At 70.0% G+C, this 14,899-nt stretch carries 10 protein-coding genes; 5 read left to right on the top strand and 5 right to left on the bottom strand.

Annotation, left to right across the window (positions count from 1 at the left end):
• Positions 1-109: 109 nt before the first annotated feature.
• The gene (locus QH196_RS14295; protein ID WP_280416272.1) at positions 110-1,678 is read right to left on the bottom strand and encodes a carboxylesterase/lipase family protein; all 1,569 of its coding nucleotides are present in this window, start codon (positions 1,676-1,678) and stop codon (positions 110-112) included.
• Positions 1,679-1,793: 115 nt separating this feature from the next.
• Between QH196_RS14295 and QH196_RS14290 the strand changes: the two genes are divergently transcribed.
• Positions 1,794-2,015, top strand: coding sequence for an FmdB family zinc ribbon protein (locus QH196_RS14290; protein WP_280416271.1), 222 nt, complete (start codon positions 1,794-1,796; stop codon positions 2,013-2,015).
• Positions 2,016-2,281: 266 nt separating this feature from the next.
• Here QH196_RS14290 and QH196_RS14285 read toward each other — a convergent pair whose 3' ends face one another.
• The 4 genes from QH196_RS14285 to QH196_RS14270 form a co-directional block, all read right to left on the bottom strand.
• Positions 2,282-2,584 carry a SelT/SelW/SelH family protein gene (locus tag QH196_RS14285; protein WP_280416270.1) on the bottom strand — a complete coding sequence of 101 codons (303 nt, stop codon included), beginning with the start codon at positions 2,582-2,584 and terminating at the stop codon, positions 2,282-2,284.
• 57 nt (positions 2,585-2,641) lie between these two features.
• Positions 2,642-3,028 carry a YchJ family protein gene (locus tag QH196_RS14280; RefSeq protein ID WP_280416269.1) on the bottom strand — a complete coding sequence of 129 codons (387 nt, stop codon included), beginning with the start codon at positions 3,026-3,028 and terminating at the stop codon, positions 2,642-2,644.
• Between the two features lie 54 nt (positions 3,029-3,082).
• Positions 3,083-3,439, bottom strand: coding sequence for a hypothetical protein (locus QH196_RS14275; RefSeq protein ID WP_280416268.1), 357 nt, complete (start codon positions 3,437-3,439; stop codon positions 3,083-3,085).
• A 251-nt stretch (positions 3,440-3,690) separates the two neighbouring features.
• Positions 3,691-6,264, bottom strand: a complete 2,574-nt coding sequence (locus QH196_RS14270; protein ID WP_280416267.1) for an AAA family ATPase — start codon at positions 6,262-6,264, stop codon at positions 3,691-3,693.
• A gap of 481 nt (positions 6,265-6,745) precedes the next feature.
• Between QH196_RS14270 and QH196_RS14265 the strand changes: the two genes are divergently transcribed.
• The 4 genes from QH196_RS14265 to QH196_RS14250 all read left to right on the top strand — a co-directional run bounded on the left by QH196_RS14265 (position 6,746) and on the right by QH196_RS14250 (position 14,515).
• The gene (locus QH196_RS14265; RefSeq protein WP_280416266.1) at positions 6,746-9,607 is read left to right on the top strand and encodes a DUF5691 domain-containing protein; all 2,862 of its coding nucleotides are present in this window, start codon (positions 6,746-6,748) and stop codon (positions 9,605-9,607) included.
• Positions 9,604-10,710, top strand: coding sequence for an ATP-binding protein (locus QH196_RS14260; protein WP_432279494.1), 1,107 nt, complete (start codon positions 9,604-9,606; stop codon positions 10,708-10,710). The genes QH196_RS14265 and QH196_RS14260 overlap by 4 nt, the downstream gene beginning before the upstream one ends.
• Before the next feature lie 221 nt (positions 10,711-10,931).
• Positions 10,932-13,340, top strand: coding sequence for a DUF5682 family protein (locus QH196_RS14255; RefSeq protein WP_280416265.1), 2,409 nt, complete (start codon positions 10,932-10,934; stop codon positions 13,338-13,340).
• A complete protein-coding gene (locus QH196_RS14250) occupies positions 13,337-14,515 on the top strand; it encodes a VWA domain-containing protein (RefSeq protein ID WP_280416264.1) in 1,179 nt (392 codons plus the stop codon). The genes QH196_RS14255 and QH196_RS14250 overlap by 4 nt, the downstream gene beginning before the upstream one ends.
• Positions 14,516-14,899 lie beyond the last annotated feature (384 nt).

The raw sequence follows: 14,899 nt of genomic DNA, 5'->3' as shown, positions 1-14,899 counted from the left end.
CTTTCCGCCCGCGAGACAATGCGGCGCAGCCGCGAGTATCGCGGGCGGAAAGCATGGACCAAGGGGGGCCGAAACCCCGCGCCGCCGAAGGCGGCGCCAAAAATACAGCTCAGGCGAAACCTACGGCGCGTTCGCCCCAGGCGGTGAGTAGCTCACCTTCCGGGTCCGGGACCACGCGGTCGACGGTGTCGATGAGCAGGGTTTCCCGGGTTTCCGGATGGTAGGGCGGCCAGTGTTTGGAACCATCGAGCGCGGCGGGGACCCCGTGTGCGGCGAAGGCCAGCCAGCGGCGCATCATGCGGCCCGAGACCTCGGCGGCTTGCCGGCGGCCGCCCAGCCAGAAGGTGGGGTCGTGGTCGAAGGTGCCGAAGTTGCCGAAGATGTACGGCAGTTCCGTGGCGTGCCCGGCGCCGACGCGGGCGGCGCGCAGCATGGGGGTCGCGTGGTCGAAGCGGTACATCCAGGTGCGGGAGTGCTGGGCATGGCCGTCGGCCACCCAGAGTGCGGGCATCCGGAATGCGGCATCGGTGGACATGGCCAGGGCGCCGCGTGGCTTTGCGAGGTCGGGGTATACGCGGGTGATCTCCGCGATACGTTCCGCGGACAGGTCGGGGTGGCCGGTCTGGACCTGCTCGAGCATGGTGTTCACTGCTTCCGGGGTGACCGGCATGATCGGCGAGCGGAACAGCCGGAACAGCGAGGCCTCGTCTTTGTTGGTGCCGATGATGAGCGGTACCCGATGCGAGCGGCCGTCGCGAAACCGGTCGGTGGGGTAACCGGGCAGCAGATCCTCGTCCACCACCGGTGCCGCGGCGAGCGTGCCTGGGGCCTGCAGCGGGACTTCGTCGATCAGCACCGCGGCCGCCCGCACGATCCGGTCGATCGGGCAGGTCAGCAGTTCCGCCGCGCGTGACCTCGGCAATTCCGCCAATTCCAGGAAGCGTTGCGCCACCCCGGCCGCGCGTTCCCGGCCGTAGACAGCGGTCGCGGGCGGGCTCTGCGCGATGGCGCGCTGGAACAGGCCCGCGGCCCGGGGCGCGGTGAGCAGCGCGGTGACACAGCCGGCGCCGGAGGATTCCCCGAACAGGGTCACATTGCCGGGGTCGCCGCCGAAACCGTCGATATTGTCGCGGACCCATTCCAGGGCTGCGAGCTGGTCGAGCAATCCCAGGTTGGGTGCGAAGTCGTCGTGCAGCGAGGACAGGTCCAGGAAGCCGAAGGCCCCGACCCGGTAGTTCACCGTGACGACCACGACATCACCGGCCGCAGCCAGATTGCCGCCGTCGTAGACGGCCTGTGCGGCCGAACCCAGGCAGTAGGCACCGCCGTGCAACCACACCAGCACCGGCCGCGGTTCCTCGGCGGTCGCGGCGGGCGCCCAGACGTTCAGCCATAGGCAGTCCTCGCCCATCGACAGTGAACGGTCCATCGGGACGGTGTTGTCCATATCCTGCGGGGCGATCTGACCGAAGGCGACGCAATCGCGGATCCCGTCCCAGCGTTGCGGCGGCCGCGGCGGCCGGAACCGGTGCGGACCGGCGGGCGCGGCCGCGTAGGGGATCCCCCGCCAGACCGAAACCGCGCCCTCCCGGGATCCCCGGACCGCACCGAACTCGGTCCGGGCCACCGGGGCGGACCCGTCCACGCCAGGCGCTACCTCGAAGCACTGGACATTCATCACAGACCTCCTCTACCTGTGCATTCGAGGGTACGACCGAACTGGTTACAACTCGGTTCCAGAATTATCGCGTTGCGCCGGAAAAACCGGTCTGCGACGTCTCTAGAATTCCGGCATGCCGAGTTACGAATTCCGGTGCCGCAGCTGCGGCAATACCTTCGAGGTGAACCGTCCGATGGCGCAGGCGTCGGATCCGGCCGTGTGCCCGGGTGGCCACGACGACACGGTGAAACTGCTCACGACCTTCGCGACGACCGGGCGGGCCGCGGCACCGGCGGTATCGGCGCCCGCTCCCGCCACGGGCGGCGGCAGCTGCGGTGGGGGCTGCTGCGGCTGATCCGGAATCGGGCCGCGCCGGCGGGCCCAGCTCAGAATTGTGCGGACAGGGAATCAGGCAGCCGCTGGTGACTCACCGGCGGCCATACCGCAGATCGTCGGGTGCACCGCAGCCGTCCACGTCCGTGACGATCCGGTCAATCAGGCGCGGTTCCCAGGCTGTGACGGCCCGGCTGCACGCATCTGGCGGCAGTGGTAACCGCGCCGGCCTTGTCGCTGCACCGGGTACTCGCGACAACCGGCGGTCGACTGCCGGCGCCACCCGGTTCAGCCGCCCGGCGTTTCCGGAGTCCCACCGTGCCCTCGGTCGATATGGCCCAGATCGCGCGCCGGAGCAATACGATCACGGACGCGCTGCTTGAGTACTGCGATATCGGGAAAACCACCGTCGGTTTTGCGCTCCCACACCTGGTCGCCGTCGACGGTGATCCGGAAGACCCCGCCCTCGCCGGGAATCAATGCGACCTCGCCGATATCGGTGCCGAAGGTGGTCAGGAGTTCCTGCGCCATCCAGCTCGCCCGGAGCAGCCAGCGGCACTGGGTGCAGTATTCGATGGCGATACGCGGCATGGCGTGCACACTACCGGCGGCCGGACGCGGGAACCGGTCGAGTTCCGCGGTCGCGGCTCATTCCGCGATATCGCCGTCGACGTAGCACCAGGCTCCGTCGACGCGAGTGAATCGGCTGATCTCGTGCAACCGGCCCCGGCCCCCGGGGTCGCGGTAGTGGGCGGTGAATTCCACCGTTCCGGATTGCTCGAACGGGCCGCCACCGGTAACTGCGTGAATCTCCAGGAACAGCCAGCGCCGGTCGGGGTCGAGGTCCAGCCGCTCGGGCCGGGTGTCCGGATGCCAGGAGCGACGCAGATAGGCGGTGTCACCGAGGGCGAAGGCGGTGAACCGGGAACGCATCAGCGCTTCCGCACTCGGGGCCGGGCGGCCGGCCAGCAGCGGACCACAGCATGCGGCGAACACCTCGCCGCGGCGGCAGGGGCATGGTTTCGAATCGTCCACGACTGCCGATTCTGCGCGGTCCGCGACGGCGTGGGTCGCCGGGCCTCGGCGGGTTCAGCGGCGGACCGCGGCCAGTTCACCGGCGATACGCGCGGTGTCCTCCCGCCACCGGCGCAACTCGGAGACCCCCGGCGCCAGCTCGGTGTCGTGGTGATGGGCGGCATGGGACAGGGCGGTCCACAGTGCGGCGGTCCGTGCCGCGACGGAAGGCCCGGCAATGACCCGCAGGGCCAGCAGCTGCGCGCGCATCGGACAGCGAGCGAGGCCGGGTTCGCTTCGGGCCCACAGCTCGTCCACCGATTGTTCGAGCGCGATCCGCAGAATCCACGCGGTCGCCCGGGACCACACCGCCCCGGCGGCGGGCACCGAACCGTCGAGCAACCGGTCGACCACTACCAGCCGCTCGGCCACCGTGGGCCGCGGGAGCCGGGCTTCGACGGGGCGCCGGCTCGATGAACGACCCGATCGCCGGGACTCCGTCGTCGCCCCGCGACGTTCCCGCTTCCGGACCCGCCGCCGCGACGCACGCCCCGCTGATCCTGATCCGCTCGCCGGCACCACCGGGCCACCATCGGAACCGAGCGTAGGCAATGCCCGGCCTGCCATGGGCGGCGGTCCGGCGGCTATCCGGTCGGTCCCGTGATCGTCGGCGTCATCCCCGGTCATCGGGCCAGCCAGTCCACGAAGCGTTCGGTATCGGCGATCAGCTCGGACAGGTCGCGCGCGATCGGGATATGCGCGCCGGCGGTCGCGTCGCGGACGACCTCGACCGCCCACCTGCCCTCTTTGGCCAGCCGTTTGTTCAGGTCCTCGATCCGGCGGCCGGGTCCCAGGACCGCGAGAGTGACCATGGCGCGGGTGGATTGGGCGGTATCGATACGTCGCTGCACCTCACGATGGTCCATGCCCTCGGCGAGCAGGACCCGTTTCGCGCGCGCCAGACTGGCCGCCTCGAGCGCCGAGCGGCAGCAGCTGGCGACCAGCTCGTCGGATATGGCCTGCGGCAGCTGGGGGGTCCGCAGCAGGGCGCGGGCGTCGTCGAGGTAGCGGTGCACCGGATCGCTGGACAGCCGGATCTCCACCACCGATCGTTCCCGGCGCTGCACTTCGAGGATCCGGGCGTCGATCTGCATCCGGCGCACCGCCTCGGCGAGCCGGTCGTCGTGGGTGAAAACCACCACCTGCCGATCCCATGCCACGGTCGCGAGAACGCGGGCCAGCCCGTCCACCTTCGCCGGATCCATTGCCTGCACGGGATCGTCGATCACGACGAAGCGGAAAGGGCTGGCGGCCACGGTGGCCCGGGGCAGGAACAGGGCCAGGCCGAGGGCATGCAGTTCGCCCTGACTCATCACCCCGAGGGCGGCGCCGTCGACCTCGTCCACGGTGACATCCAGCTGCACCCGGCGGGCGGAGTTCGCATTGCCCTGTAACCGGATTCCGCCGAGCTCGACATTGCTCTGCTGGCGCAGGCTCTGCCAGACCCACCGCGCGGTGCCGGCCAGCGGGGCGAGCCGCTCGTCGCGCACGTGGGCGGTGGCCGATTTCAACCAGACCTCGGCGGCCCGCGCGGTCTGCAGTTCCGCCGCCCGGGCGTGCACGGTGCGGGCGAGTTCGAGCCAGCTGCGCAGGCGCGGGACCAACGGCGTCCAGGCCTGCTCCAGCCGGTCCAGTTCCTTCGCTGCACGCTGCCGCAGGAAACCGAGTTCACCGGACAACCGCTCGTGGACGACACCGAGCGTGTCCGGATCCGGCTCGGGGCATTCGGCCAGCGTGCGCCATTGCGCCCAGGTTTCGGTCAGGGCCGCGGTATCGAGAAGGGCCGGATCCGCCGGCGTGAGTTCCGTGGGTACCTCCCCGATCGCGGCGCGCAGTTCGGCCAGCACATCGCTCAATTCGGCGCGTGCGCGGACCAGGCCGGCGGTTCGCTCGGAGAGTTCGCCGACGGCAGCGGCGGTTTCGGATAGCCATCGCACGTCTAGGCTCCCCCGGCCACATACCGGGCAGGGGCAGCCGCTGCCCGGACTCGTGCTGCCGGGCGCGGTCACAGGACCGGATATTCCGGCGAGAGAGCTGCGTGCCGGGGCCTGGGACCCCGCTGATGCCGCACCGGGACCGCCGGTGTCCTCGCCGGGGGTCCGGTGTTCCGGGTGCGCGCCGGCAGTCTGCTCGGCCACATGGGAATAGGCGATTCGCAGCAGATCGAGTATGCGCAGATCGGCGGCCGATTCGGGGGAGGTCACCGCCGCCACCGCTGTCCGGGCCGCGCGGAGCCGGGTGAGCAGATTCTCGATCCGAGCCGCGGGGGGCAGTTCGAGGGCCAGAATCGCGCGCAAGGCGGCCGGTTCCGGTCCGCCGGCGGTATCGGACAGCAGGATTTCCAGCGCGGCGAAGTCGGGTTCGGGCAGGCGCAGGATCCGTTCGGCGCGCGCGGCCCGCCGGTCGGTGAGGGCGGGCAGCTCGGCCAGCAGCAGCTGCCGTTCCCGGCGGGCGGTCCGGGCCGCGCCCTCCATTTCCAGGCGCGCGGACCGGATGTGTTCGTGCGCGGCGATGAGTTCGTCCATACCGAGCAACTGGTGCAGGGCGTCGAACAGCTCACTGGGTTTCCCGTCGACCAGGGCGCCGAGTTCGCTGTAGGACAGGAACGGCCGGTACAACTCCATCGTCGGCGCCCACCGGCCGGCGGGGAACGCGGTCTCGGGTGCGCCGGCCCGGCGCTGCACCCACTCGCCTCCGGTGAGCGGTTCGCCGTCGGGCCACGCCCGGGCGATGGTCAGCGCCGGCGCGGGTCCGTCGGTACGCAATTCCAATTCGATCCGGACCGGACCGGGGTGATGCAGGTTGCGCCACCCTTCCCGCCACGCGGCGGAACGGCCGTCCCAGCGTCGATTTGCCCCGGTGAGCGCCAATTCGGCGGCCTCGGCGAAACTGGATTTACCGCTACCGTTGCGGCCGGTGACCAGGGTGAGCCCGGGCCCGGGCGGTAATTCCAGCACGGTTTCGGGGCCGATACCACGGAACCCCTCGACCCGGATGGCGCGCAGGAACATCCCGCTGAAATCGAAGGCGCTGCCCTCCGCAGGGAGCGACGGGCCGGCCGTCGCCGCGGCGGCGAGAGCGGCCCGGACGATCTCGGCGACCTCGGGCGGCAGCCCGGGTTCGGCCTCGAGCTGCCGAAAGACCCGCTCCCCCGGCCGGATCGGGATTCGCTCGGATTGCTCACACACAGATTCCACGACTTCTCCACCCCCTCGGGACCACACGCGCTCCCCGGCCCCGGGTGTGATCGAACGATCGAAAGCTGTGCCGAACGCTACCGGATAACCGCCCGATAGTGCAGTGGGCAGGGAGGGCACGCGTCCGGGACGGTGCGGCAGTGGCGTTTCCGGACCGGAGACGCCAGCGATGGAGAGGCGAACCTGCCCGCGGGGATGGGATCTGGTCATCGGCCGATCCGACTCCGACCGATGGCCACCCCTCGCCAACCCCGTCGGGCAGCTCGTTGGTGTCACCCACCAGGGGTGGCTCGGTCGTGCCGAACAGGACAGGATGCCAGAGGTCTCCGGAATGCGCAACCGCAGGCTTACGCGAATACCTCTCGGCGACAACCTCTTCCACATCCCAGCGGTGGTGACATGTTTGTGTCGGTGCGGTGCGATACAACTCTTCGGACCGAGGAAACGGGGGCACGATGATCGAACGATACGGACTCACCGGATGACGCCGCAGTGGCCGGAGAACCAGGTGACAGCACTCGCGCCGGATACGAGTTCACTCACCGCCGCGCGCAAACTCGCCGGGAAATGGTCGGGCACCGGCTGGTGCGGAACCACACTGTGGGGATTGTGCAAAGGCAGCGGCCGGACGCCCTACCAGACGATCGTCGATCTGTCCGGGCCGGCGTTCCGGTGCTCGTGCCCGAGCCGGAAATTTCCCTGCAAACATGGGTTGTCGTTACTACTGCTGTGGTCCGGCGGGACGGTCGAGGAAACCGGCGAAACGGCCGATTTCGCCGCCGAGTGGATCGGCCGCCGGGCGGCGGCGGCCGCCGCACCGAAGAAGAAACGCGTGCCGAGCACGGCCGCGGCGCAGCAGCGGCACGAGCGGGTCACGGCAGGTTTGGCCGAACTCGAAACCTGGCTGGCCGATCAGATCCGCACCGGGCTGACCCAGACGGATCGCTCCCCTGCCGCGTTCGAAGCCGTGGCCGCACGCATGGTCGATGCACAGGCCCCCGGTATCGCCGCCGTGCTGCGCCGATTACCGGCAGCGGTGGTCGGGCGGCCGAACTGGCCGGAGGTGATCCTGGGCCGGTTCGCCTGGCTGCGGCTATTGCTGGTGGCCCACGCGAAACTGGATACGTCGGCAGCACCCTCGGCCGCGACCGTCCGCACCCATATCGGTTATCCGATGACGACGGATACCGTTCTCGCCGAACCGGAGGTGCGTGACCGGTGGGTCACGCTGGGAATACGCACCGGCGAACAAGAAGGGCTCCATACCCGTCGCAGCTGGTTGTACGGGGTGCGCACCCGCCGCCGGGCACTGCTGATCGACCATTCCCACGGTTCACCGGCGTTCGACACCGAGGTCGCACCGATCGGCCTGATGGCGGAAGCGGGCCTGCACTACTATCCGGCTGCCGCACCGCTGCGTGCCGTGGCCGGCTCCGATTCGGCCGCGCCCATGCCGGATACCGGCGCAATCGCGGCCATGTCCGGGTCCGGCACGATCGCCGACGCGTTGGGTGAATTCGCCACGGCCGCCGCGGCCGACCCGTGGCTGGAGTCCTGGCCCGTGCTGCTGCGCGCGGTCGTCCCGGTCGAGCGGGCCGGCGATTGGCTGCTCGCCGAACCCGACGGCACCGCGATACCCCTGGTGGAACCTGCCGAACCGTGGCGGCTCCTGGCCTTGTCCGGAGGGCGGCCGGTCACCGTTTTCGGCCTCTGGACGGGGCAGGCGCTGGAAGCCGTATCGGTGCTCGCCGGTGGGGAGTTCCACGATGCCGGTCCCGTTGCCGATACCACCCATACCGCGTTCACCGCCGGCCCCGAGGCAGCTTCGATCGCCCTACTCGGCACGGCCCGGGGCGCCGCCGCACTCCCGGCGCTTCCCGGTCCGGTCGGCGCGGCCGCCGCGGCATTGCCCGGTAGGGACGCGGCCTGCCGGCTACTGGACGCCGCAGCGCTGGAAATGGCCTGGTCACGCGGCGGATACCTACCCGTGCACGCCGATTTGACCGCGGAGCCCGCCGCCGAGGATCCGCGGGCGGTGCTGCCCCCCGCCGCGGCCGACCGGCTGGCCGTGCTGATCGAATCCCGGCCGGAATTCCTCCCGGAATGGTTCGCCGCTGCCGCACCGCACGACTACCGCGCACCGGATCGACTGGCCGGGCAACTGCTGGACTTCGCCGCACGCGATACCGGCCTCCGGGAAGCAGCCCTGCGGCTCGCCGGCACCCGGGGCCGCTGGCTCGCGGAATCTGTTCCGCGCTGGCACAGTCTCGTCCGGCGCGATATCGCAGACCCCGAATCGGATGCCGACACCTGGCGGCTGGGCCTGCCGCCGGAACGGATCCGGTGGCTGGCCGCGCTGCGCCACCGCGACCCCGACGCCGCACGCGAAACCCTCGCAGCGGCCTGGCCACGTGAATCGGGCGAACCGAAGGCCGAACTGCTGGCTGTTCTGTCCGACCGGCTGGGTCCGGCAGACGAGGTCCTGCTCGAACGCGCCCTGCGCGATCGCCGCGGCGATGTGCGCCGCACGGCCGCCGGACTACTGGCCCAGCTACCCGATTCGGCCTTCGCCGGCCGGATGTCCGCACGGGCCGCGGCCTGGCTGAAGTACGGCTCCGGTGGGCCGGAGCAGACCGCGGAGCTGGTAGTGGACATCCCGGAAACCCTGGACTCCGACACGGTGTGCGACGGTTTCACCGATAACGCCGTGGAATCCGGCTACCGCTGGAACGGACAGCCCGACCTGACCGCCGCCCGGCTGCGCAGGCTGGTGGCCGATCTCCCGCTCGCTCAGTGGACCACCACCCTCGGCTCCCCCGACCGAGCAGTAGCGACCCGCATCGACGACCGGTTCCGGCAGCCGCTGTTCGACGGCTGGATGGACGCGGCACTCACCCAGCGTGACCCCGGATGGGCCGCCGCGCTGTTCGCCGCGGGCACTCCCTCGAATGCGGCGATCCTGCGGCGCCGGGAGTTGTTCGCTCTGATCCCGGCCGCCGACCAGGCGCGCCACCTGGCCCGGCTGGATGCCTCATGGCTGTCCGAAATCGAATCGCTGTTACCGGCCGTGGCCCAGCCGTGGCCGCCCGAAGTGGCCAGGCATCTGCTGCATCTGTTCGGCGAGCGGGCCCGGACCGCGGAACGCCGCCCGGGTGCACCGGGAACCCCGCCGACCGCGCACCGTTCACTGCTGCACACCGCCGCCCGCCATATGCCACCCGACTGCGAACAGGCGGTCGTCACGATGGCGAACCGCTGCACCGACCGGGAGTGGACGATGGCCCTCCTCCTGCTCGGTCATGAACTCCACCAACGATCCGTCATGCTCGAGGAGCTGAATTGACCATCACCGAAACCGCCCCGCCCGCACCGCTGCTGCGCCCGCACGCGGAACAGGCATTCGTCGGCGAACTTAACGCACTCGCCGCCGCCGACGACCGGCCCCGCCCACCGTCGTGGAAACTTTCGCCCTGGGCGGTGGTGACCTACCTGCTCGGCGGCACCCTCGACGACGGAACGGTGATCACCCCCAAATACGTCGGCCCGCGCCGGCTGATGGAGGTCGCGGTCGCCACCCTCGCCACCGATCGCGCACTCCTGCTGCTCGGCGTACCCGGCACCGCGAAGACCTGGGTTTCGGAACATCTTTCGGCGGCGGTGAGCGGGTCGTCCACGCTGCTGGTCCAGGGCACCTCGGGCACCGCCGAGGAGGCCGTACGGTACGGCTGGAACTACGCCAGGCTGCTTGCCGAGGGTCCCACCGACGCCGCCCTGGTGGCCTCCCCTGTCCTCACCGCCATGCGCACGGGAGCCATCGCTCGGCTCGAGGAACTGACCCGGATCCCCTCCGATGTGCAGGATGCGCTGATCACCATCCTGTCCGAGAAAACCCTGCCGATCCCGGAACTCGGGACAGAAGTACAGGCCGCCAAGGGGTTCAACATCATCGCCACCGCCAACGATCGCGACCGCGGTGTGAACGAACTGTCCTCGGCCCTGCGCCGCCGCTTCAATACCGTGGTTCTGCCGCTGCCCGGCAGCGAGGGCGAAGAGATCGATATCGTCACCCGCCGGGTCGCGCAACTGGGGTCGGCACTGGAGTTGCCCGAGGTACCGGCCGCCGCCGAGGAGGTGCGCCGGGTGGTGCGGATCTTCCGGGAGTTGCGGGCCGGTATCACGGCCGACGGCCGGACCAAACTCAAATCACCGTCCGGAACGCTGTCAACCGCCGAAGCCATCTCGGTGATAACCAACGGAATGGCGCTGTCGGCGCATTTCGGTGACGGCGTCCTGCGGGCCGCGGATATCGCGGGCGCGGTGATCGGTTCGGTGATCAAGGATCCGGTCGCGGATTCGGTGGTGTGGACGGAGTACCTCGAGGCCGTGGTCCGCGAACGCGACGAATGGTCCGATTTCTACCGCGCCTGCCGGGAAATCACCGGATGAGCGAGTCAGGCCCGGAGGCGGTAGCGGAGCGTAACCACGCAGGGCCCTCGCTCATCCGAGATCTACACAGCATGAGCGAGTCAGGCCCGGAGACGGTAGCGGAGCGTAACCACGCAGGGCCCTCGCTCATCCGAGATCTACACAGCATGAGCGAGTCAGGCCCGGAGACGGTAGCGGAGCGTAACCACGCAGGGCCCTCGCTCATCCGAGATCTACACAGCATGAACGAGTCCAGCGAGACCCGGGTCTACGGGATTCGGCACCACGGGCCGGGTTCGGCTCGATCGCTGCGTTCGGCGCTCGAGGAATTCCGGCCGGATATGGTCTTGATCGAGGGCCCGGCGGACGCGGACCAACTTGTCCCGCATATAGCCGCCGATACGATGGAACCGCCGGTCGCGTTACTGGGTTACGTTGCCGACGAACCGGCGCGCGCGGCGTTCTGGCCGTACGCGGTGTTCTCCCCGGAGTGGCAGGCACTGCGCTACGCCGTCGGAAACGGGATACCGGTGCGGTTCTGCGACCTACCCGCGTCGGTCGCACTGGCCGTGGAAGACAGCGGTGGTGGCCGGGACGCCCTCGCCGAACTCGCCGCGGCGGGCGGCTATGACGACGCGGAACGCTGGTGGGACGCCGTGGTCGAATCGAGCACCGACGCCGGGACTTTCCCCGCTATCACCGAGGCCATGGCGGCCCTGCGCGACACCGCCCGCACCGAACTGCCTTCCGATGTTCCTGCGGCCGGCTGTCCCGACCGCGCGGTCGACCCGACAGCGCCCCGCCATCACGCCACCACAGCCGGTGATTCGCACACCTCCGGCACGGCAACCGAACTCGCCGATAAGGCGGCTGACGAGTCCGCCGGCTTGCTGCCGAGCGAATCGCGGGTCGCGGGAGAAGGGGGCGCGGGCGCCCACGGCGAGACCGACCCGGAACCGCTGGTTCTCGATCGGCACACACTCGTCCGTGAGGCGCATATGCGGCAGGTGCTGCGGCAGGCCCGTAAGGACGGTGCCCGGCGGATCGCTGTCGTCTGTGGCGCATGGCATGCTCCCGCGCTGTGCGATCCGCTGGGCCCGGCGAACGCCGATCGGCTCTTGCTGAAGGGTCTTCCGAAGGTGAAGACGAAGCTGACCTGGGTGCCGTGGACGCATTCCCGCCTCGCCGCGGCCTCCGGCTACGGCGCGGGCGTTACCTCCCCCGGTTGGTACCACCATCTGTTCACCACCATCGAGGATCCGATCGTCTCCTGGCTCACCAAGGTCGCGCGGCTGCTGCGTGATCATGATCTGCCGGTGTCCAGTGCCCATATCATCGAGGCCGTCCGGCTGGCGGAAACCCTTGCTGCCCTTCGCTCGCGGCCACTGGCGGGGCTGTCCGAGGTCACCGAGGCAACCCGGGCGGTGCTGTGCGAGGGGGACGATACGGTGTTGCGGCTGGTCGGTGCCGAACTCGTGGTGGGTGAGGCGCTCGGCGCCGTCCCGGCCGAAACGCCCACCGTGCCGTTGGAGGCCGATCTCCGTGCCCAGGCGCGCACGCTGCGACTGAAACAGGAGGCCCTGTCCCGGACGCTGGACCTGGATCTGCGCAAGGACCGCGATATCGCCAAATCACGGCTGCTGCATCGGCTGCGACTGCTGGGCGTGCACTGGGGTGTTCCCGCGACCGGTACGGCCGGATCCACCGGAACATTCCGGGAGACCTGGGAACTGCGCTGGGAACCGGAATTCGCGGTCCGGGTGATCGAGGCGTCCCGCTGGGGTACCACGGTGCAGGCGGCCGCCGAGGCGAAGATCCTCGATACAGCGGGCCGGGACGGCAGCGCTGTAGCCGAATTGACCGATGCCCTGGAATTCGCGCTGCTGGCCGAGCTACCGGGTGCCCTCGACGGCCTGATCCGGCGGCTCGGTTCCGCGGCCGCGATCGACCACGACATCACCCACCTGCTCGCCGCGCTACCGGGCGTGCTGCGCACCCTGCGCTACGGCGATGTGCGCGGTACCGACACCTCGGCTCTGGCCCAGGTCGCCGACAGCATGCTCGTCCGGATCTGTGCCGGTCTCCCGGCGGCGGTCACGGGGCTCGGCGACGATACCGCCGCCGCCCTGCGCGCTCAGCTCGATGGACTGAATACCGCGATACACACCCGCGACGACCCCGAATCCACCGAACGCTGGCTGGTGGCACTGGCGCGGCTGGCGGACCGCACGGATGTCCACGGAATGCTGACCGGCCGGGTGGTCCGGCTGCTCTGCGATGCCGGCCGGTTCGACTCGGATGAGGCCTCCCGCAGGCTGGCCGCCGCGCTGTCGATCGGTAATACCGCGGCCGCGAAGGCTGCCTGGGTCGACGGTTTCGTCGGCGGGCGGGGGCTGGTGCTGGTTCACGACCGGGCCCTGCTGCGCCTGGTCGACGACTGGCTCGCCGGGCTCACCGGCGATCAGTTCACGGAAGTGGTGCCGCTGCTACGGCGTACCTTCGGTGCTTTCGAGTCCGGGGAACGCCGGGCGATCGGGTCGGCCGTCCGCGATACCGGGCCGGGTGTACCGGCGGCGCGCACCGCTATCGATTCCGAACGCGGCGCGCTCGTATTGCGCGCTGTCGCCGATATTCTGGGGGTTCCGGCATGAACAGCACCGCACCACACCCGGTCTCGGACGAGGAGCGGCTGCGCCGGTGGCGCCTCGTCCTCGGCGGCGCGGCCGATCCCGCGCTCGGCGAGCTCACCGGAGCAGACGATGCGGCCGTCGACAAGGCGCTGGGCGCCGTATACGACACGAATCGCGGGGGCGGCCGGTCGGGCGGTGACCGATCCGCCGGCCTCGGTGGATCGGCACCACGGGTGGCGCGCTGGCTCGGCGATATCCGCACCTACTTTCCGTCGACCGTGGTCGAGGTGATGCAGCGGGATGCCGTAGAGCGACTGGGCCTCACCCAGTTGCTGCTCGAACCCGAACTCATGGAGGCGGTCGAACCCGACGTTCATCTGGTCGGCACACTGCTCAGCCTGAACCGGGTGATCCCGGAGACCACCAAATCGACCGCCCGGATGGTGGTCGGCAAGGTCGTCAAGGAAATCGAGGAGCGGATCGCCGCCCGTACCGTCGCCGCGGTGAGCGGGGCACTCAACCGGGCCACCCGCACCACCCGGCCCAAACCCCACGATATCGACTTCGACCGCACCATCCGCAAGAACCTCGCCAACTATCTGCCCGAGCAGCGCACCATCATCGCCGAACATCTGGTCGGATACGGCCGCCGGTCGCAGGCGGTGCACCGGGACGTGATCCTGGCCATCGATCAATCCGGGTCGATGGCCTCCAGCGTCGTGTATTCCTCGGTATTCGGCGCGGTCCTGGCTTCCATGCGGTCGCTGCGCACCTCGCTGGTGGTTTTCGATACCGAGGTCGTCGATCTCACCGATAAGCTCAGCGATCCGGTCGATGTGCTGTTCGGTACCCAGCTGGGCGGCGGCACCCATATCAATCGGGCGATCGCCTACTGCCAGTCACTCATCACGCGCCCCACCGACAGTTTGTTCTTCCTGATCTCGGATCTCTACGAGGGTGGCGTCCGCGAGGAGATGCTGCGCCGGATCAACGCGATGAAGGAAGCCGGGGTACAGGTGGTGGTGCTGCTGGCACTCTCCGACGACGGCGCCCCCTCCTACGATCGCGAAAACGCCGCCGCACTGGCCGCGCTCGGCGTTCCCGCGTTCGCCTGCACCCCGGACCGGTTCCCCGACCTGCTGGCCGAAGCCCTCAACCGCGGCGACCTCCGCCACTGGGGCACCGACCGGACGTAACTCGACGGTCCGTCCAGTCGCCGCACAACCCCCAGGCTCCCCCCGCCCTTGCCCCATTCGGGAGTCCCCACATTCCGCCTCCGAATGATCACATCCATGGTTCGGGGCCCGTCTCGTTCTGGAGCGACGGAGCGGGGGAGCGAAGCGGAGGAGTGAAGAACGAGACCTGTAGGGCCCCGAACCCCGGGGCCCCCCCGGGGGGGGCCAGGGTTAAAAGAAAAAAAAAAGAATGGGGGGCCCCGCCGGGGGGGGGGGGGCCGCCCCCCCCCCCCCCCCCCGCGCCCCCCCCCCCCCTTTTTCTGCCCCCCCCCCGCCCCCCCCCCCCCGCGCCCCCCCGGGGTTCGGGGCCCTACAGGTCTCGTTCTTCACTCCTCCGCTTCGCTC

It is taken from the genome of Nocardia carnea, from assembly GCF_029868325.1.
Classification (GTDB): Bacteria; Actinomycetota; Actinomycetes; order Mycobacteriales; family Mycobacteriaceae; genus Nocardia; species Nocardia carnea_C.
The sequence above is the reverse complement of the archived record's forward strand: the minus strand, read 5'-3'. Positions and strand labels throughout refer to the sequence as shown.

Excerpts from the sequence above, each read along its gene's own strand:
- QH196_RS14295 (WP_280416272.1), bottom strand. The coding sequence starts at position 1,678 with ATGAATGTCCAGTGCTTCGAGGTAGCGCCTGGCGTGGACGGGTCCGCC.
- QH196_RS14285 (WP_280416270.1), bottom strand. The coding sequence starts at position 2,584 with ATGCCGCGTATCGCCATCGAATACTGCACCCAGTGCCGCTGGCTGCTC.
- QH196_RS14250 (WP_280416264.1), top strand. The coding sequence starts at position 13,337 with ATGAACAGCACCGCACCACACCCGGTCTCGGACGAGGAGCGGCTGCGC.
- QH196_RS14265 (WP_280416266.1), top strand. The coding sequence starts at position 6,746 with ATGACGCCGCAGTGGCCGGAGAACCAGGTGACAGCACTCGCGCCGGAT.
- QH196_RS14255 (WP_280416265.1), top strand. The coding sequence starts at position 10,932 with ATGAACGAGTCCAGCGAGACCCGGGTCTACGGGATTCGGCACCACGGG.
- QH196_RS14290 (WP_280416271.1), top strand. The coding sequence starts at position 1,794 with ATGCCGAGTTACGAATTCCGGTGCCGCAGCTGCGGCAATACCTTCGAG.